The sequence below is a fragment of the Brevundimonas sp. NPDC090276 genome (assembly GCF_044772165.1).
Classification (GTDB): domain Bacteria; phylum Pseudomonadota; class Alphaproteobacteria; order Caulobacterales; family Caulobacteraceae; genus Brevundimonas.
The window spans coordinates 102,668-117,298 of sequence record NZ_JBIVYK010000001.1 but is presented as its reverse complement, the minus strand read 5'-3'; the positions used below and the strand labels follow the sequence as shown (position 1 = coordinate 117,298).

The window sequence follows — 14,631 nt, the reverse complement described above, 5'->3', positions numbered from 1 at the left end:
CGCTTTGAGGCCGAACGCCGCTCTGGTGATCGCTCGCGGGAACCCGACCATGTCCAATTCCGCCTCCATCGTCCTCGTCCACGGCTTCTGGGGCGGCGCGGCCCACTGGGGCAAGGTCATCACCGAACTGGCGGGGCGGGGCTATGGCTCGCTGCACGCTGTCGACATGCCGCTGACCTCGCTGGCCGACGACGCCGAGCGGGTGCGCAAGATGGTGAGCCAGCAAGAAGGCCCCGTTGTTCTGGTGGGCCATTCCTATGGCGGAGCGGTGCTGTCCCAGGCGGGCGACCTGCCCAATGTCGCGGCTCTGGTCTTCATCGCCGCCTTCGCCCCCGACGCTGGCGAAAGCCCCGGCGGCATCACCCAGGAAGACCTGCCGGTCGCCGCCCCCAACCTTGTCCCGGACAGCGACGGCTATCTGTGGATCAAGCGTGACAAGTTCCATGAGAGCTTCTGTCAGGACCTGACGGCGGACGAGGCGCTGGTCATGGCGGTGACGCAGAAGGCGCCGCTGTCGGGGACCTTTGGCGACACGATCACCGCCGCCGCCTGGCGCAAGAAGCCTTGCTGGTATCAGATCTCCAGCCAGGACCACATGATCGCCCCGTCCAATCAGGCGCGGATGGCGTCGCGGATGGAGCCGCGCAAGACCATCACCCTGGACGCCAGCCACGCCTCCCTGGCCTCGCGGCCCAAGGAGGTCAGCGACCTGATCGAAGAGGCCGCAGCCACGGTCTAGGCGTTTAGGTCAGCAAGGCCCGCAGCACGGCGTCCAGCACCGGACGGCCCGTGGCGGTGGCTGCCACCCGGCCCTCGGTCAGCGTCAGGAAGCCGTCAGAGATCAGGTCGGCCAACGGGCCGGTCGTCTCGGACAGGCTCAGAGAGTGCAGCAGCGTCAGAGGCACGCCCTCGACGGTGCGCAGACCTAGCAACACCAGTTCCTCGGCGGCGCCAGGCGCATCCAGCGTCTCGCGCTCGGCCCAGGGCGCGCCGTTCGCGACGCCCGCGACATAGTCGGCGATGCGGCGATGGGCGACGGTAGCCGTCCGCACTCCGTCCAGCGTCAACCGCCCATGGGCGCCGGGGCCGAGGCCCAGATAGTCGCCGCCGCGCCAGACGTGCAGGTTATGGCTCGACCGGGCAGCGAGGTCGCGGGCGTGGTTGGACACCTCATAGGCCTCGAACCCCGCGCCCTCGAGCATGGTCTGCGTGGCCTCATAGAGGGACGCGGCCAGATCCTCGTCCGGCGGGGTCAGGGTTCCGCGCGCAAAGGCCCGGCCAAAGGCCGTCGTCGGCTCAATGGTCAGTTGATAGGGCGAGATGTGCTCGAACCCCAGGTCCAGCGCCGTGGTCAGCTCGGCCGTCCAGTCGGCCACGGATTGCCCCGGCCGGGCGTAGATGAGGTCGATCGACAGGCGTGGGAAGGCCTTGCCCGCCGTCTCGACCGCGCGCCGCGCCTCCGCCGCCGAATGGTCGCGGCCGAGAAAATTCAGCGCGGCGTCGTCGAACGACTGCACCCCCATCGACAGGCGGTTGATCCCGGCGACGGCCAGTTCGGCGTAGCGGCCCGCCTCGGCGTCGGTGGGATTGGCCTCCAGCGTGATCTCTATGTCTCCTGCCGGAGGAAACAGCGCCTTGGCCCGCGCGATCACCGCCGCCACCGCCTCGGGCGGCATCAGCGAGGGGGTGCCGCCGCCGAAGAAGATGGAGGCCAGACGGCGCGGCCCGACCAGGGCGGCTTGCGCGGTCATGTCCGTCAGAATGGCCTGGACCAGCCCGGCTTGCTCCTCGACCCGCCCCCGGTCGCGCACGACGTTGAAGTCGCAATAGGGACAGATGCGGGCGCAGTAGGGCCAATGGACATAGAGCGCCACTTCCTTGGGGGCCCTATCGCCGCCTTCGCGGAAGGCGACTGCTTGAGAGGCTAGAAGGGAGGGCGTGGTCTCAGTCAATCAGCGCGGCCTTGAGCCGGTCGAAGGCGCGGGCGCGGTGGCTGAGGGCGTCCTTCTCAACCGGGTCCATCTCGCCAAAGGTCAGCGCCGAGCCCTCGGGCCGGAAAATGGGGTCGTAGCCGAAGCCCCGGTCGCCGCGCGGCGGGAAGACAAGTTCGCCGTCGATGCGGCCCTCGACCACCACGCAGGGGCCGTCGGGCCAGGCCACCGCAAGCGCCGACGTGAACCAGGCGCGGTGATCGGTCGAGCCGACCTCCTCCAGCCGCTCCTCAACCTTCTTCATGGCCAGGGCGAAGTCCTTGCCCGGGCCAGCCCAGCGCGCCGAGAAGATGCCCGGCGCTCCGTCCAGGGCCGCGACCGACAGGCCGGAGTCGTCGGCCAGCGAGACCTCGCCCGAGGCCTCGGCCGCGTGGCGCGCCTTCAGCATGGCGTTGCCGACGAAGGTGCTCTCGGTCTCGTCCGGTTCGGGCAGGTTGAGGCTGCCGGCCGTGACGATCCTGTAATTTCCATCCAGCAAGGCTTCGATCTCGCGCGCCTTGCCCGGATTGTGGGTCGCGGCCACCAGCCGCATCCCTTTGATCAGCTTGAGATTCATGGGGCCACCTTAGTCCCGTCCTATGCATTGCGGAAGTTTAACATCGTTAAACGATATGTAACGTGCTTTTCGACGGGGTCGCCCCTATCTTCAATCTCAAGAACGGGGGTCGCACCGTTCAAACGAAGCGATAAAGACGCAACGTTCACCCAGCGACACAACAGAAACGCACGAAAATCGTGCAACAACGGAGAGATACGATGCAAGCGATGAAAACCTCGATCTGGATGGACCGCGTCGGCCACGGCTTCTTCAACGCCCTGCTGCTGGCCTCCCTGCCCGCCGCCGCCGTCGCCCTGTTGATCCAGAGCCTGTGATCCAAATCCGGATCACATCGGGGGCTTTGACGATCAGCATGAACACCGCGAAGAATAGCGCCGCGTGAGGGTTCGCCGGACCCCGCGCGGCGATCGCCGCCTGAACACCCGGCCAGAGACCTGACTTCATGCACCTCCCGAAACTGGCTTCCATCGGGATTCGTGCGCCGCGCCTGAAGGGCGGCAACCTGCGCACTCCCAATCTGCGCACCCTGGGGCCTGGCTCTGTTTCCAGCCTGCTGAAGATCGCGCTGGATGTCGCCTATGTCCTGCTGGCCCTGATCACCGGCGTGCTGCTGCTGCTCTGGGTCGCCTCCATCTTCATTCCGCTCGACAACCTCAACGTCACCGTCACCGACGGCGACAACGGTCGCCAGATTCCGCTGACCCGCCCGCTGCTGCTGTTCGGCGTGGGGGCCATGACCGCCTATTTCGGCGGCTTTCTGATGATCCTGCGCGGCCTGAGAAAGATCTTCCGCACCCTGACGCTCGGCGATCCCTTCCAGCCCGACAATGTGCGCCGTCTGCGCCAGATCGGCCTGATCCTGGCGATCGTGACCGGCGGCGTCTGGCTGGCGCAGGGCCTGGTGGCCGCGCGCCTGGCGCCCGGGGTCATGGAGCCGCAAGGCGTCAGCGACCTGCTCACCCCCGTCTTCTCCATCCTCGTCGTCTTCGTCCTGGCGGAGGTCTTCCGCGAAGGCGCGCGCCTGCGCCGCGAATCCGAACTGACGATCTGATCTGGAAACGTTAAGCTGACCCCATGGCTATCCGCGTCCAACTCGATCGCATCCTCGCCGAACGGCGCATGTCGCTGACGGAGCTCGCCGACCGCGTCGGCGTGACCGTCGCCAACCTGTCGATCCTCAAGACCGGCAAGGCGCGTGCGGTGCGCTTCACCACCCTGGACGCCCTGTGCCGCGAGCTGGACTGCCAACCCGGCGACCTGCTGGCGCATGAGCCTGGTCCCGGAGACGTCTTCGACGGCGAGGACTGAGGTGGCCCCCAAAGGCCCCAAAAAAGGCGGTCCGCCCGCTTCTTCTGACGACGACAAGCGCATCTGGGCCCGGGTGACCGGCACGGTGACTCCGCCCACACGCCGCAAGGCCGCCCGCGTCACCCCCGGCGCTGTCCTGCCTGATCCTGAGGCCCTGTCCGCCGCGGCCAGTCCCGCGCGTGGCGTGGCCGGCAAGAAGCGCAACGCCCCCGATCAGACGCCGACGTTCGAGGCCCTGGGGATCGTCGCGCCTGAAAGACCCGCGCCGACCCGCGCCCGGCCCACGCCCGAGGAGCTGGAACCGCGCCGTCAGCGTCGCCTGTCGCGCGAACGCGATCCGATCGAGGCCCGCATCGACCTGCACGGCTTCGGCCGCTTCGAGGCCGAAGACCAGCTGCGCGGTTTCCTGATGGGCTGTCAGGCGCGCGGCCTGCGCTCTGTTCTGGTCATTACCGGCCAGGGACGACGCGGCGGCGGGGTCATTCGCGGCTCGGTGCATGACTGGCTGACCGGACCGCACCTGCGCGGCGTGGTGTCCGGCTTCGCCTCGGCCCACCGCCGGCACGGCGGCGACGGCGCCCTCTACGTCACCCTGAAGCCGCGCTAATTCTCAGCCTTGGGCGTTGCGGATCGCCGCCGCGCCGGCGACCGGGGCGATGACCGCGGCGAACAGGACATAGGCGGCCAGCAGGGCCAGGGCCGACAGCGGATCGCCGCCGCCCGCCGTCCGCGTCAGGGCGCCCGCGCCGAACACCACCGGGGGGATGAAGAGCGGCAAGACCACCACCGCGATCAACAGACCGCCGCGCTTGGCCCCCAGCGCCAGAGCCGCGCCCAGCGCCCCGGTGAAGGCGAAGCCCAGCCCGCCGATGGCCGCCGCCAGGGCCGTCAGCCCGATCAGATGGGCCGGCTGGCCCAGAGCCAGGGCCGCCACCGGCGCCGCCAGGGCCAGAGGCAGACCCGTCGCCAGCCACTGGGCCAGGGCCTTGATCGCCACCGTCGCCTCCAGCGGCACGGGGCCGAGGGCCAGCAGGTCAAGCGCCCCGTCTTCCAGATCGCGCTCGAACAGACGCTCCAGCGACAGCAGGGACGCGAGCGCCAGAGCCATCCAGCTGGCCCCCGAGGCCGCCGGGGCCAGGACGCGCGGATCGCCGCCCGCCGCCAGCGGCAGGATGGCGGTCAGGCACAGCATGAAGCCGCAGGCCAGCAGGGGCCCGCCGCCGCCCCCCCAGGCCAGCGACAGCTCGCGGCCGAACAGGACCCGCACGGCTCTCACGCCAGCCCCCCAAGGTCGAGATTGCGCGCCGGGACGGGTAGGGGGTCATGCACCGCCGCCAGGATCATCCCGCCCGCCGCCAGATGTGCCGACATCAACTCGGCCGCCACCGCGCGCCAGCGCTCGTCCAGCGGGGCCAGGGGTTCGTCCAGCAGCCACAGTGCGCGCGGCGCGGCGATCATGCGGGCCAGCGACAGGCGCCGCTTCTGACCCGCCGACAGCTTCCTCGTCTCCAGATCCAGCAGGGGCGCCAGCGACAGCCGGGTGACGGCGGCCTCGCGCGCGGCCTCATCGCCGCCCAGCCAGGCGGTCTGGAAGTCGAACTCCTGACGCGCCGTCCGCGTCGGCTTCAGCCCTTCGAGGTGGCCCAGCAGGTGGACCCCGTCGCGCCGCGCGGCCTCCGAATCCAACGCCTCACCGTCCGCGCCGCCAAAAGTGATCGCGCCCGAATCCGGGCGGATGAAGCCGGCTACGGCCCGCAACAGACTGGTCTTGCCCGCGCCGTTGGCGCCGGTCAGGGCCACAGCCTCGCCCGCTGAAAGGCGCAACGACAGGCCCCGGAACAGGATGCGCTCGCCGCGTGACAGGCTCAGGGTCTCAATGTCGACCGTCTTCAGCATGGCTCCACCGAGTTGCGAACCATTCTCGATGTCCATGACCGCGTTGTGGATACATGGACGGCTTCCCCGCACAGGACTATATCCGCAAGCGCCGCAGCAGGCTTTCGCCGCGCGCGCCCGGGACCTGTGCGCCCCGGCGTCCAGCGCGCGAAGGCGCAACCGAATTGTCGGGCGGCGTTAGTCAGAGGACCCTCTCCATGCCGTCGATTGACAGCCTCAAGACCCGTCAGGACCTTTCGGTCGGGCGCAAGAAATACGCCTATTACAGCCTTCCGGCCGCCGAGGAAGCCGGTCTGGCCGGGATTTCCCGTCTGCCGCGCTCGATGAAGGTGCTTCTCGAGAACCTGCTGCGCAACGAAGACGGCGTCTCGGTCACCGAGGATGACCTGAAGGCCGTCGCCGCCTGGATCGAGAACAAGGGCGCCGTCGAGCACGAGATCGCCTTCCGTCCGGCCCGCGTCCTGATGCAGGACTTCACCGGCGTGCCCGCCGTGGTCGACCTGGCCGCCATGCGCGACGCCATGGACAAGCTGGGCGCCGACGCCAAGAAGATCAATCCGCTGGTTCCCGTCGACCTGGTCATCGACCACTCGGTCATGGTCGACCACTTCGGCACGGCCAAGGCCTTCGGCGAGAACGTCGAGCGCGAGTACGAGCGCAACATCGAACGCTACAACTTCCTGCGCTGGGGCTCCTCCGCCTTCAACAACTTCCGCGTCGTGCCGCCCGGCACCGGCATCTGCCACCAGGTGAACCTGGAGAACCTGGCCCAGACCGTCTGGACCCTGGACGAAGGCAAGAAGACCGTCGCCTATCCCGACACCGTCGTCGGCACCGACAGCCACACCACCATGATCAACGGCCTGGCCGTCCTGGGCTGGGGCGTCGGCGGCATCGAGGCCGAGGCCGCCATGCTGGGCCAGCCGATTCCGATGCTGATCCCGGAAGTCGTCGGCTTCAAGCTGACCGGCAAGCTGCCGGAAGGGGCCACGGCCACCGACCTGGTGCTGACCGTCACCCAGATGCTGCGCAAGAAGGGCGTGGTCGGCAAGTTCGTGGAATTCTTCGGCGACGCCATCGCCGGGATGACCATCGAGGACCAGGCCACCATCGCCAACATGGCCCCGGAGTACGGCGCCACCTGCGGCTTCTTCCCGGTGTCGCGCGCGACCATCGACTATCTGACGGCCACCGGCCGCGACAAGGCGCGCGTCGCCCTGGTCGAAGCCTACGCCAAGGCCCAAGGCCTGTGGATCGACGAGACCTCGGAAGACCCGGTCTTCACCGACGTTCTGGAGCTGGACATCTCGACGGTCGTGCCGTCGCTGGCCGGTCCCAAGCGTCCGCAGGACCGCGTTGAACTGACCGTCGCCGCCCCCTCGTTCGAAACCGCCCTCGCCGAGGTCTTCGGCCGTCCGACCGACGCCGAGCGCGCCGCCGTCGACGGCGAGAAGTTCACCGTGGGCGACGGCGACGTGGTCATCGCCGCCATCACCTCGTGCACCAACACCTCCAACCCGTCGGTCCTGATCGCCGCCGGTCTGGTGGCGCGCAAGGCCCACGCCCTGGGCCTGAAGGTCAAGCCTTGGGTCAAGACCTCGCTGGCCCCCGGCTCGCAGGTCGTCACCGACTATCTGACCGACGCCGGCCTGCAAAAAGACCTGGACGCCATGGGCTTCAACCTGGTCGGCTACGGCTGCACCACCTGCATCGGCAACTCGGGCCCGCTGGACCCGGCCATCTCGAAGGCGATCAACGACAACGGCCTAGTCGCGACCTCGGTCCTGTCGGGCAACCGCAACTTCGAGGGCCGCGTGAACCCCGACGTCCAGGCCAACTACCTGGCCTCGCCGCCGCTGGTCGTGGCCTACGCCATCGCCGGTTCGATGCGCATCGACATCACCAAGGACCCGATCGGTCAGGACAAGAAGGGCAAGGACGTCTTCCTCAAGGACGTGTGGCCGACCTCGCAGGAGATCGCCGACATCCAGAAGAAGTCGGTCACTCCGGCCATGTTCGCCAAGCGCTACAAGGACGTCTTCAAGGGCGACAAGCACTGGCAGGCCATCAAGGTCACCGGCGGTCAGACCTATGAGTGGGAGGACACCTCCACCTACGTCCAGAACCCGCCCTACTTCGAGGGTCTGTCGATGGAGCCGGCCCCGGTCAGCGACATTGTGGAAGCCCGCATCCTGGGCATCTTCGGCGACAGCATCACCACCGACCACATCAGCCCGGCTGGTTCGATCAAGAAGGCCTCGCCCGCCGGGGTCTATCTGACCAACCACGGCGTCGACGCCCTTGACTTCAACAGCTACGGCGCCCGCCGCGGCAACCATGAAGTCATGATGCGCGGCACCTTCGCCAACATCCGCATCCGCAACAAGATCACGCCGGACATCGAGGGCGGCGTCACCAAGCACTTCCCGTCGGGCGACACCATGTCGATCTATGACGCGGCCATGCGCTACCAGTCGGAAGGCCGCCCCCTGGTCGTCTTCGCCGGCAAGGAATACGGCACCGGCTCGTCGCGCGACTGGGCGGCCAAGGGCACGCGCCTGCTGGGCGTCCGCGCCGTCATCGCCGAAAGCTACGAGCGCATCCACCGCTCGAACCTGGTCGGCATGGGCGTGGTGCCGCTGCAGTTCAAGCAGGACGGCTGGCAGAAGCTGGGCCTGACCGGCGAGGAGATCGTCACCATCCGCGGCCTGACCGACGCCAACATCGGCAAGCTGAAGCCGCGTCAGGACCTCTGGGTCGAGATGTTCCGCCCGTCGGACGGCAAGATGGCCCGCTTCCCGGTCCGCTGCCGCATCGATAACCAGACCGAGCTGGACTACCTGCTGGCCGGCGGCGTCATGCCCTACGTCCTGCGCAACCTGGCCGGCGGCCCGCAGGCCGAAACGCCTGCCGCCGCCGAATAGGGCGCCGTCTGACGTATTGAGACAGAAACCCCCGGCAGGCCGCGCCTGCCGGGGGTTTTCTTTGGCTGGGTCACATTGCCGACGGGCTTGGGTGGTCGGCCAAATAGAAAGTCTCGTCGGACGGCTAAGCCGCCGGGCGAGGCGGCGAAGTGATGACCTCGACGTTGTCGTTCAGCAGATAGGCCAGCTCTTCCAGCGCTGCCTTGCGCTCGGCGGCGTTGGGAGCGGCCTCCACAGCGGCGACCTTTTTCGGCATGTCTTCCGAGATGCCGCGCAGAATGCATTTCAGGTCGTTGTCGGTGCCGCGTTCCTTGAGCACCAGATGGCCCTGCAGGTCGCGGGCTGCCAGATCGGCCGCCTGGCGTTTGAAGCCGGTGAAGGCGGAACCGCTCAGGAAACCCTCGGCGTTGGCCTCGCCGGAGACGATCCAGCCGTCGACGATGGCTTTCAAGGCGCCCGAGCGCGTCACCAGATCGGCGAACAGGGGCTCGTTCGCGACCGAGACGGGGGCGTCGGCGGCGACCGGCGGCAGGGCCGCGGCTTCGGCCACGGACGGATCACTGAGCATCAGCGCAGCGGCGAGCATTAGTCCGCAGGACATGGGGCATCCCTTCACTGGCGGTCGGGCCGAGAATTTCCGCAAGGAAACCCATGTTGACCCGGTCGTTGATTGAACTCTTCTAGGCCTGAGCCGTAAACAGGGGCTTGCAAGCGCCGTACCAGCCCTTTTCGGGACGGTCGGAAGGGGGAGACGCCGATGCCGCACGCCGCCTGGAGTGAACTGGAAGCTGTTGCGCGCCGCGACGCCGACGCTCGCATCGCTGACCAGTTCACTGTCGACGCCGACCGTCTGTCGCAGATGACGGTTGACGCCGCCGGCCTGCATCTGGACCTGTCCAAGCAGAGCTGGACCCGGGCGGGCCTTGACGCCGCTCTGGCCCTGGCCCGCGCCGCCGATGTCGAGGGCCGCCGCGTCGCCCTGTTCGGCGGCGAGGCCATCAATTCCACTGAGGGCCGGGCTGTCCTGCATCCCGCCCTGCGCGCGCCCGAGGGGGCCGATTTTCATGCCCTGGGCGAGGCGGTTTCGGCCGAGGTGGACGCCGTGCGAGGCCAGATGCGTGACTATGCCCACGCCGTCCGGTCCAGCATCGAGACGGGCGCGACCGGACGGCCGTTTGAAACCGTGGTCCATATCGGGATCGGCGGATCGGACCTGGGCCCGCGCCTGATCTGGGACGCCCTGCGCCCGCTGGACCCAGCCATCGCAGTGCGTTTCGTGGGCAATGTCGATCCGCGCGACATGGCGGAAAGCCTGACGGGGCTGAACCCGGAAACCACTCTGGTCGTCGTCGTCTCCAAGACCTTCACCACCCAGGAGACCCTCATCAACGCCGAGGCCGCCCGGGCCTGGCTGGCCGCGTCCCTGCCCGGCGAGGGCATGGACAGGCACTTCATCGGCGTCACCGCCGCGCCGGAAAAGGCCGCTGCCTTCGGCTGCGGGCGCACCTTCGCCTTCCGGGACTGGGTCGGCGGGCGCTATTCCCTGTGGTCGGCGGTCAGCCTCAGCTGCGCTATCGGCTTGGGCTGGGAGGTGTTCCAAGGCTTCCTCGACGGCGCCGCCGCCCTGGACCGGCATTTCCTCGAGGCTCCTATGGAGGGCAACGCCCCGGTGCTGCTGGCCCTGGCCCAGATCTACAACGTCGACGGCCTGCACCGGCCGTCGCGCACCGTCGCGCCCTACGCTCACGCCCTGCGCCGCCTGCCCGCCTTCCTGCAGCAGCTGGAGATGGAGTCGAACGGCAAGCGGGTGCGTCGCGACGGCTCGCCCGTCGGCCGCCAGACCTGCCCCGTCGTCTTCGGCGAGCCCGGCACCAACGGCCAGCACGCCTTCTTCCAGCAGATCCACCAGGGACCGCAGGTGGTCCCGGCCGAGTTCATCATCGTCGGCTCGACGGACGGCCACACCTCGGAAAGCCCCTTGTGGGCCAACGCCCTGGCCCAGGGCCAGGCCCTGATGCAGGGCAAGACCGAGGCTCAGGCCCATGCCGAACTGATCGCCTCCGGCGCGTCGTCCGCCGAGGCGGATGCTCTGGCCCCGCACAAAACCTTCCCCGGCAACCGGCCCTCGACCACCATCGTCATGGACCGCCTGACGCCGCAGGCTCTGGGCGCCCTGATCGCCCTCTATGAGCACAAGACCTTCGTCGAAGGCGCCATCTGGGACATCAACAGCTTCGACCAGTGGGGCGTCGAACTGGGCAAGGTCCTGGCCAAGGCCGTGCTGAAGGATGTGGCGGCGGGCGCGGCCTCGCCCGATCTCGATCCTTCGACAGCGGCCCTGCTGACGCGGCTGCTGAAGTGACCGTCGTCGCCCCCGTTTGGCAGAGGCTGGAGGGTCTGGCCCTGCTGGCTGGCGCGGTGCTGGCCTACGCGCGGTTCGGCGAGGGTTGGCTGCTGTTCGCCGTCCTCTTCCTGGCGCCCGACCTATCTTTCTTCGGCTATCTGGCGGGACCGCGTATCGGGGCCTGGGCCTACAACCTCGCCCACAGCCTGATCGGGCCCCTGCTGCTGGCGACGGCGGGCGGGCTGATCGACAACCGTCTGGCAACCGCCCTCGCCTTTATCTGGCTGGCCCACGTCGGCTTCGACCGCGTCCTCGGCTACGGGCTCAAGTCGCCTGACAGCTTCGGCGTCACCCACCTGGGCCTGATCGGCAAGGCGCGGGCCGTGGCCTAGAGGCAGGCGGGGAACCTTGGCGTCGCTGTCTCCGTTCCACGGCCTCACTCAGGAAGCCCCTCATGTTCAAGCCCTTCTTCATCGCCGCCCTCGTCGGTGCGCTGGCCCTGCCCGCCGCCGCCCAGGACCATACGCGCACCGAGCGGGTGCAGTTCGCGCGCGGCGCCTCGTCGGCGACCCTGCACGGGAACATCCACGGCTATGACACGGTCGACTATGTGCTCGGTGCGCGCGGGGGCCAGACATTGACCGTCCGGCTGCAGCCCACCAACGCCTCGGCCTATTTCAACGTCACAAAACAGGGCGCGAACGAGGCCCTGTTCGTCGGTTCGACCTCCGGCAATCAGTTCACGGGCCGTCTTCCGGCCAATGGCGACTATGTCGTGCGGGTCTACCTGATGCGAAACGCCGCCCGCCGGGACGAGCACGCCAACTACACCCTGACCGTCGGCGTCCGCTGACGCCGGACGCGAAAAAGGCCCGGCGGCGACGCCGGGCCTTCATTCGTTCAGCGCCAGAACCTACCAGCGGCGGTCGTAGCGATAGTCGCGGTCGCGGCGGTTCTGGTGGCTGCGCCACTCGCCGTGGTTCCGCCAGTAGCGGCCGTCGCGGTAGTAGCGGCCGTTGTCGCGGTAATAGCCGTCGCGGCTGTTGATGCCGTGGTCGCGTTCCCAGTGGCCCTGATTCCGGTAGCACCGGCCGCCGCGATAGTAGTTGCAGCCGTCGCGGTCGCTGTCCGAAGACGCTGCGCCCAGAGCCGCGCCCGCCAGGGCGCCGCCAGCGACATAGCGTCCGTCGCCCTGGCCGATGATGGCCCCGGCCACGCCGCCGACGACGGCGCCGAGCACGGCGTCGCGGCCGGTGTTGTCGCGATCACGGTCGCGATAGGACTGGGCGGCGGCGGGGGTGGTCGCCAGCATCGTCAGAGCGATCGCGCCGACGCCGATCTTGGAAATGGTCTTCATGGCGGGCTCCTTTCGAAAGCCGGTTGATCCGTTGTCCCCCTTTTAGGTCGCGCCCTCTGAACGACCCCAAGGGGTCTCGTTCATATTCGGGTCATCTTCACGGCTGGAAATCGGTCTGCCTCGCCCTTGACGGTGCGGGGGCTCCCCCCTAACTCCCGTCGCGTTAGCACTCGGGGAGGGCGGCTGCCAAAGCCGCAGGTTCCGAGGCTTGAACCGACATTCTATTGGGAGATCACAGATGGCGTTTCGTCCTCTCGGCGACCGCGTGCTGGTCAAGCGCGTTGAAGAAGAATCCAAGACCAAGGGCGGGATCATCATCCCCGACACGGCCAAGGAAAAGCCCCAGGAAGGCGAAGTCGTCGCCGTGGGCCCCGGCGTCCGTGACGAAGACGGCAAGCACGTCGCCCTGGAACTGAAGGCCGGCGACCGCATCCTGTTCGGCAAGTGGTCGGGCACGGAAGTGAAGATAGACGGCGAAGACCTGATCATCATGAAGGAATCCGACGTCCTGGGCGTGCTGTCGTAAGACACGCTCCGGTTTCCGGTTTCTGATTTAAAATCATTTAGATAGGAGCTGCCCGATGGCTGCTAAGATCGTAAAATTCAACACCGACGCCCGTGACAAGATGCTGAAGGGCGTCAACGTCCTGGCTGACGCCGTCAAGGTGACCCTGGGTCCGAAGGGCCGCAACGTCGTGATCCAGAAGTCGTTCGGCGCCCCGCGCTCGACCAAGGACGGCGTCTCGGTCGCCAAAGAGATCGAGCTGGAAGACGCCTTCGAGAACATGGGCGCCCAGATGATCCGCGAAGTCGCCTCCAAGGCGAACGACAACGCGGGCGACGGCACCACCACCGCCACCGTTCTGGCTCAGGCCATCGTGCAAGAGGGCCTGAAGGCCGTCGCCGCCGGCATGAATCCGATGGACCTGAAGCGCGGCATTGACCAGGCCGTCGCCGTGGCCCTGGACGAAGTGAAGACCATCTCCAAGCCGGTTTCCAACAACTCGGAAATCGCCCAGGTCGGCACCATCTCGGCCAACGGCGACGCTGAAATCGGCGAGCTGATCGCCCTGGCCATGGCCAAGGTCGGCAACGAAGGCGTCATCACGGTCGAAGAAGCCAAGACGGCTGAAACCACCGTCGACATCGTCGAAGGCATGCAGTTCGACCGCGGCTACCTGTCGCCCTACTTCATCACCAACGCCGACAAGATGGAGGTCGCCCTCGAAGAGCCCCTCATCCTGCTCCACGAGAAGAAGCTGACCTCGCTGCAGCCCATGCTGCCGGTGCTGGAAGCCGTGGTTCAGTCGGGCCGTCCCCTGCTGATCATCGCCGAGGACATCGAAGGCGAAGCCCTGGCCACCCTGGTGGTCAACAAGCTGCGCGGCGGCCTGCGCGTCGCCGCCGTCAAGGCTCCGGGCTTCGGCGACCGCCGCAAGGCCATGCTGGAAGACATCGCCATCCTGACCGGCGGTCAGGTCATCTCGGAAGACCTCGGCATCAAGCTTGAGACCGTCACGCTCGACATGCTCGGCAAGGCCAAGAAGGTCCAGATCACCAAGGACGACACCACCATCGTCGAAGGTTCGGGCGAGAAGGACGGCATCGAAGCCCGCGTCGGCCAGATCAAGCGTCAGATCGAGGACACCACCTCGGACTACGACAAGGAAAAACTGCAAGAGCGTCTGGCCAAGCTGGCTGGCGGCGTCGCCGTCCTGCGCGTCGGCGGTTCGACCGAAGTCGAAGTGAAGGAAAAGAAGGACCGCGTCGACGACGCCCTGAACGCAACCCGCGCCGCTGCCGATGAAGGCATCGTCCCGGGCGGCGGCGTGGCCCTGCTGCAAGCCTCCAAGAAGCTGGTCGACCTGAAGGGCTCCAACGCCGATCAGAACGCCGGCATCGCCATCGTCCGTCGCGCCCTGCAGGCTCCGATCCGTCAGATCTCGGAAAACTCGGGCGTCGAAGGCTCGATCGTGGTCGGCAAGGTCATGGACTCGACCGACGCCTCGTTCGGCTTCAACGCCCAGACCGAAGAGTACGGCGACCTCGTCCAGATGGGCGTGATCGATCCGGCCAAGGTCGTCCGCTCGGCTCTGAAGTCGGCCGCCTCGGTCGCCGGCATCATGATCACGACGGAAGCCGCCATCGCTGACGCGCCCAAGAAGGGCGGCGCCGGCGGCGCCCCCGACATGGGCGGCATGGGCGGCATGGGCGGCATGGACTTCTAAGTCCAAGCCAACCAAGGCTAAGAC

The 14,631-nt window shown here is 67.8% G+C and carries 16 protein-coding genes; 10 read left to right on the top strand and 6 right to left on the bottom strand.

Translation table 11 applies throughout. The features are described 5' to 3' along the window. Positions 1-49: 49 nt before the first annotated feature. Positions 50-739 (top strand): alpha/beta hydrolase, encoded by a 690-nt coding sequence (locus ACIQTU_RS00530; RefSeq protein WP_400540755.1) that lies wholly within the window; start codon positions 50-52, stop codon positions 737-739. A gap of 4 nt (positions 740-743) precedes the next feature. Here the strand turns inward: ACIQTU_RS00530 and hemW are convergent, their stop codons facing one another. Continuing rightward, positions 744-1,874 carry a radical SAM family heme chaperone HemW gene (gene hemW / locus ACIQTU_RS00525; protein ID WP_400543687.1) on the bottom strand — a complete coding sequence of 377 codons (1,131 nt, stop codon included), beginning with the start codon at positions 1,872-1,874 and terminating at the stop codon, positions 744-746. 70 nt (positions 1,875-1,944) lie between these two features. Continuing rightward, the gene (rdgB, locus tag ACIQTU_RS00520) at positions 1,945-2,547 is read right to left on the bottom strand and encodes an RdgB/HAM1 family non-canonical purine NTP pyrophosphatase (RefSeq protein WP_400540752.1); all 603 of its coding nucleotides are present in this window, start codon (positions 2,545-2,547) and stop codon (positions 1,945-1,947) included. 445 nt (positions 2,548-2,992) lie between these two features. On the opposite strand from rdgB, the gene ACIQTU_RS00515 reads away from it, so the two are divergent. From ACIQTU_RS00515 to ACIQTU_RS00505, 3 genes are read left to right on the top strand one after another with little or no spacing between them, the layout of a single operon-like run. Beyond that, the gene (locus ACIQTU_RS00515) at positions 2,993-3,601 is read left to right on the top strand and encodes a DUF2975 domain-containing protein (RefSeq protein WP_400540749.1); all 609 of its coding nucleotides are present in this window, start codon (positions 2,993-2,995) and stop codon (positions 3,599-3,601) included. Between the two features lie 23 nt (positions 3,602-3,624). After that, positions 3,625-3,858 (top strand): helix-turn-helix domain-containing protein, encoded by a 234-nt coding sequence (locus ACIQTU_RS00510; RefSeq protein ID WP_400540746.1) that lies wholly within the window; start codon positions 3,625-3,627, stop codon positions 3,856-3,858. Position 3,859: 1 nt separating this feature from the next. Then, the gene (locus ACIQTU_RS00505) at positions 3,860-4,465 is read left to right on the top strand and encodes a Smr/MutS family protein (protein WP_400540743.1); all 606 of its coding nucleotides are present in this window, start codon (positions 3,860-3,862) and stop codon (positions 4,463-4,465) included. 3 nt (positions 4,466-4,468) lie between these two features. Here the strand turns inward: ACIQTU_RS00505 and ccmB are convergent, their stop codons facing one another. Next, the gene (gene ccmB / locus ACIQTU_RS00500) at positions 4,469-5,134 is read right to left on the bottom strand and encodes a heme exporter protein CcmB (protein WP_400540740.1); all 666 of its coding nucleotides are present in this window, start codon (positions 5,132-5,134) and stop codon (positions 4,469-4,471) included. After that, positions 5,131-5,754, bottom strand: coding sequence for a heme ABC exporter ATP-binding protein CcmA (gene ccmA, locus ACIQTU_RS00495; RefSeq protein ID WP_400543684.1), 624 nt, complete (start codon positions 5,752-5,754; stop codon positions 5,131-5,133). Before ccmA ends, ccmB begins: the two co-directional genes overlap by 4 nt. A gap of 197 nt (positions 5,755-5,951) precedes the next feature. On the opposite strand from ccmA, the gene acnA reads away from it, so the two are divergent. Then, entirely contained in the window at positions 5,952-8,678 is a 2,727-nt protein-coding gene (gene acnA / locus ACIQTU_RS00490) for an aconitate hydratase AcnA (protein ID WP_400540737.1), read from the top strand. Between the two features lie 124 nt (positions 8,679-8,802). Here acnA and ACIQTU_RS00485 read toward each other — a convergent pair whose 3' ends face one another. Further along, positions 8,803-9,228, bottom strand: coding sequence for a hypothetical protein (locus tag ACIQTU_RS00485; RefSeq protein ID WP_400540734.1), 426 nt, complete (start codon positions 9,226-9,228; stop codon positions 8,803-8,805). Positions 9,229-9,435: 207 nt separating this feature from the next. On the opposite strand from ACIQTU_RS00485, the gene pgi reads away from it, so the two are divergent. From pgi to ACIQTU_RS00470, 3 genes are all read left to right on the top strand, one after another. Then, positions 9,436-11,040, top strand: a complete 1,605-nt coding sequence (pgi, locus tag ACIQTU_RS00480; RefSeq protein ID WP_400540731.1) for a glucose-6-phosphate isomerase — start codon at positions 9,436-9,438, stop codon at positions 11,038-11,040. After that, a complete protein-coding gene (locus ACIQTU_RS00475) occupies positions 11,037-11,414 on the top strand; it encodes a DUF4260 domain-containing protein (RefSeq protein WP_400540728.1) in 378 nt (125 codons plus the stop codon). Before pgi ends, ACIQTU_RS00475 begins: the two co-directional genes overlap by 4 nt. Before the next feature lie 62 nt (positions 11,415-11,476). After that, positions 11,477-11,875, top strand: a complete 399-nt coding sequence (locus ACIQTU_RS00470; RefSeq protein ID WP_400540725.1) for a hypothetical protein — start codon at positions 11,477-11,479, stop codon at positions 11,873-11,875. Positions 11,876-11,935: 60 nt separating this feature from the next. On the opposite strand, the gene ACIQTU_RS00465 is transcribed toward ACIQTU_RS00470, so the two are convergent. After that, the gene (locus ACIQTU_RS00465) at positions 11,936-12,379 is read right to left on the bottom strand and encodes a hypothetical protein (protein WP_400540722.1); all 444 of its coding nucleotides are present in this window, start codon (positions 12,377-12,379) and stop codon (positions 11,936-11,938) included. Between the two features lie 238 nt (positions 12,380-12,617). Here ACIQTU_RS00465 and groES point away from each other — a divergent pair, with 238 nt between their 5' ends. Continuing rightward, positions 12,618-12,905 carry a co-chaperone GroES gene (gene groES, locus ACIQTU_RS00460; RefSeq protein WP_003167913.1) on the top strand — a complete coding sequence of 96 codons (288 nt, stop codon included), beginning with the start codon at positions 12,618-12,620 and terminating at the stop codon, positions 12,903-12,905. Between the two features lie 55 nt (positions 12,906-12,960). Further along, positions 12,961-14,607 (top strand): chaperonin GroEL, encoded by a 1,647-nt coding sequence (gene groL / locus ACIQTU_RS00455; RefSeq protein ID WP_400540718.1) that lies wholly within the window; start codon positions 12,961-12,963, stop codon positions 14,605-14,607. Positions 14,608-14,631: the final 24 nt, after the last annotated feature.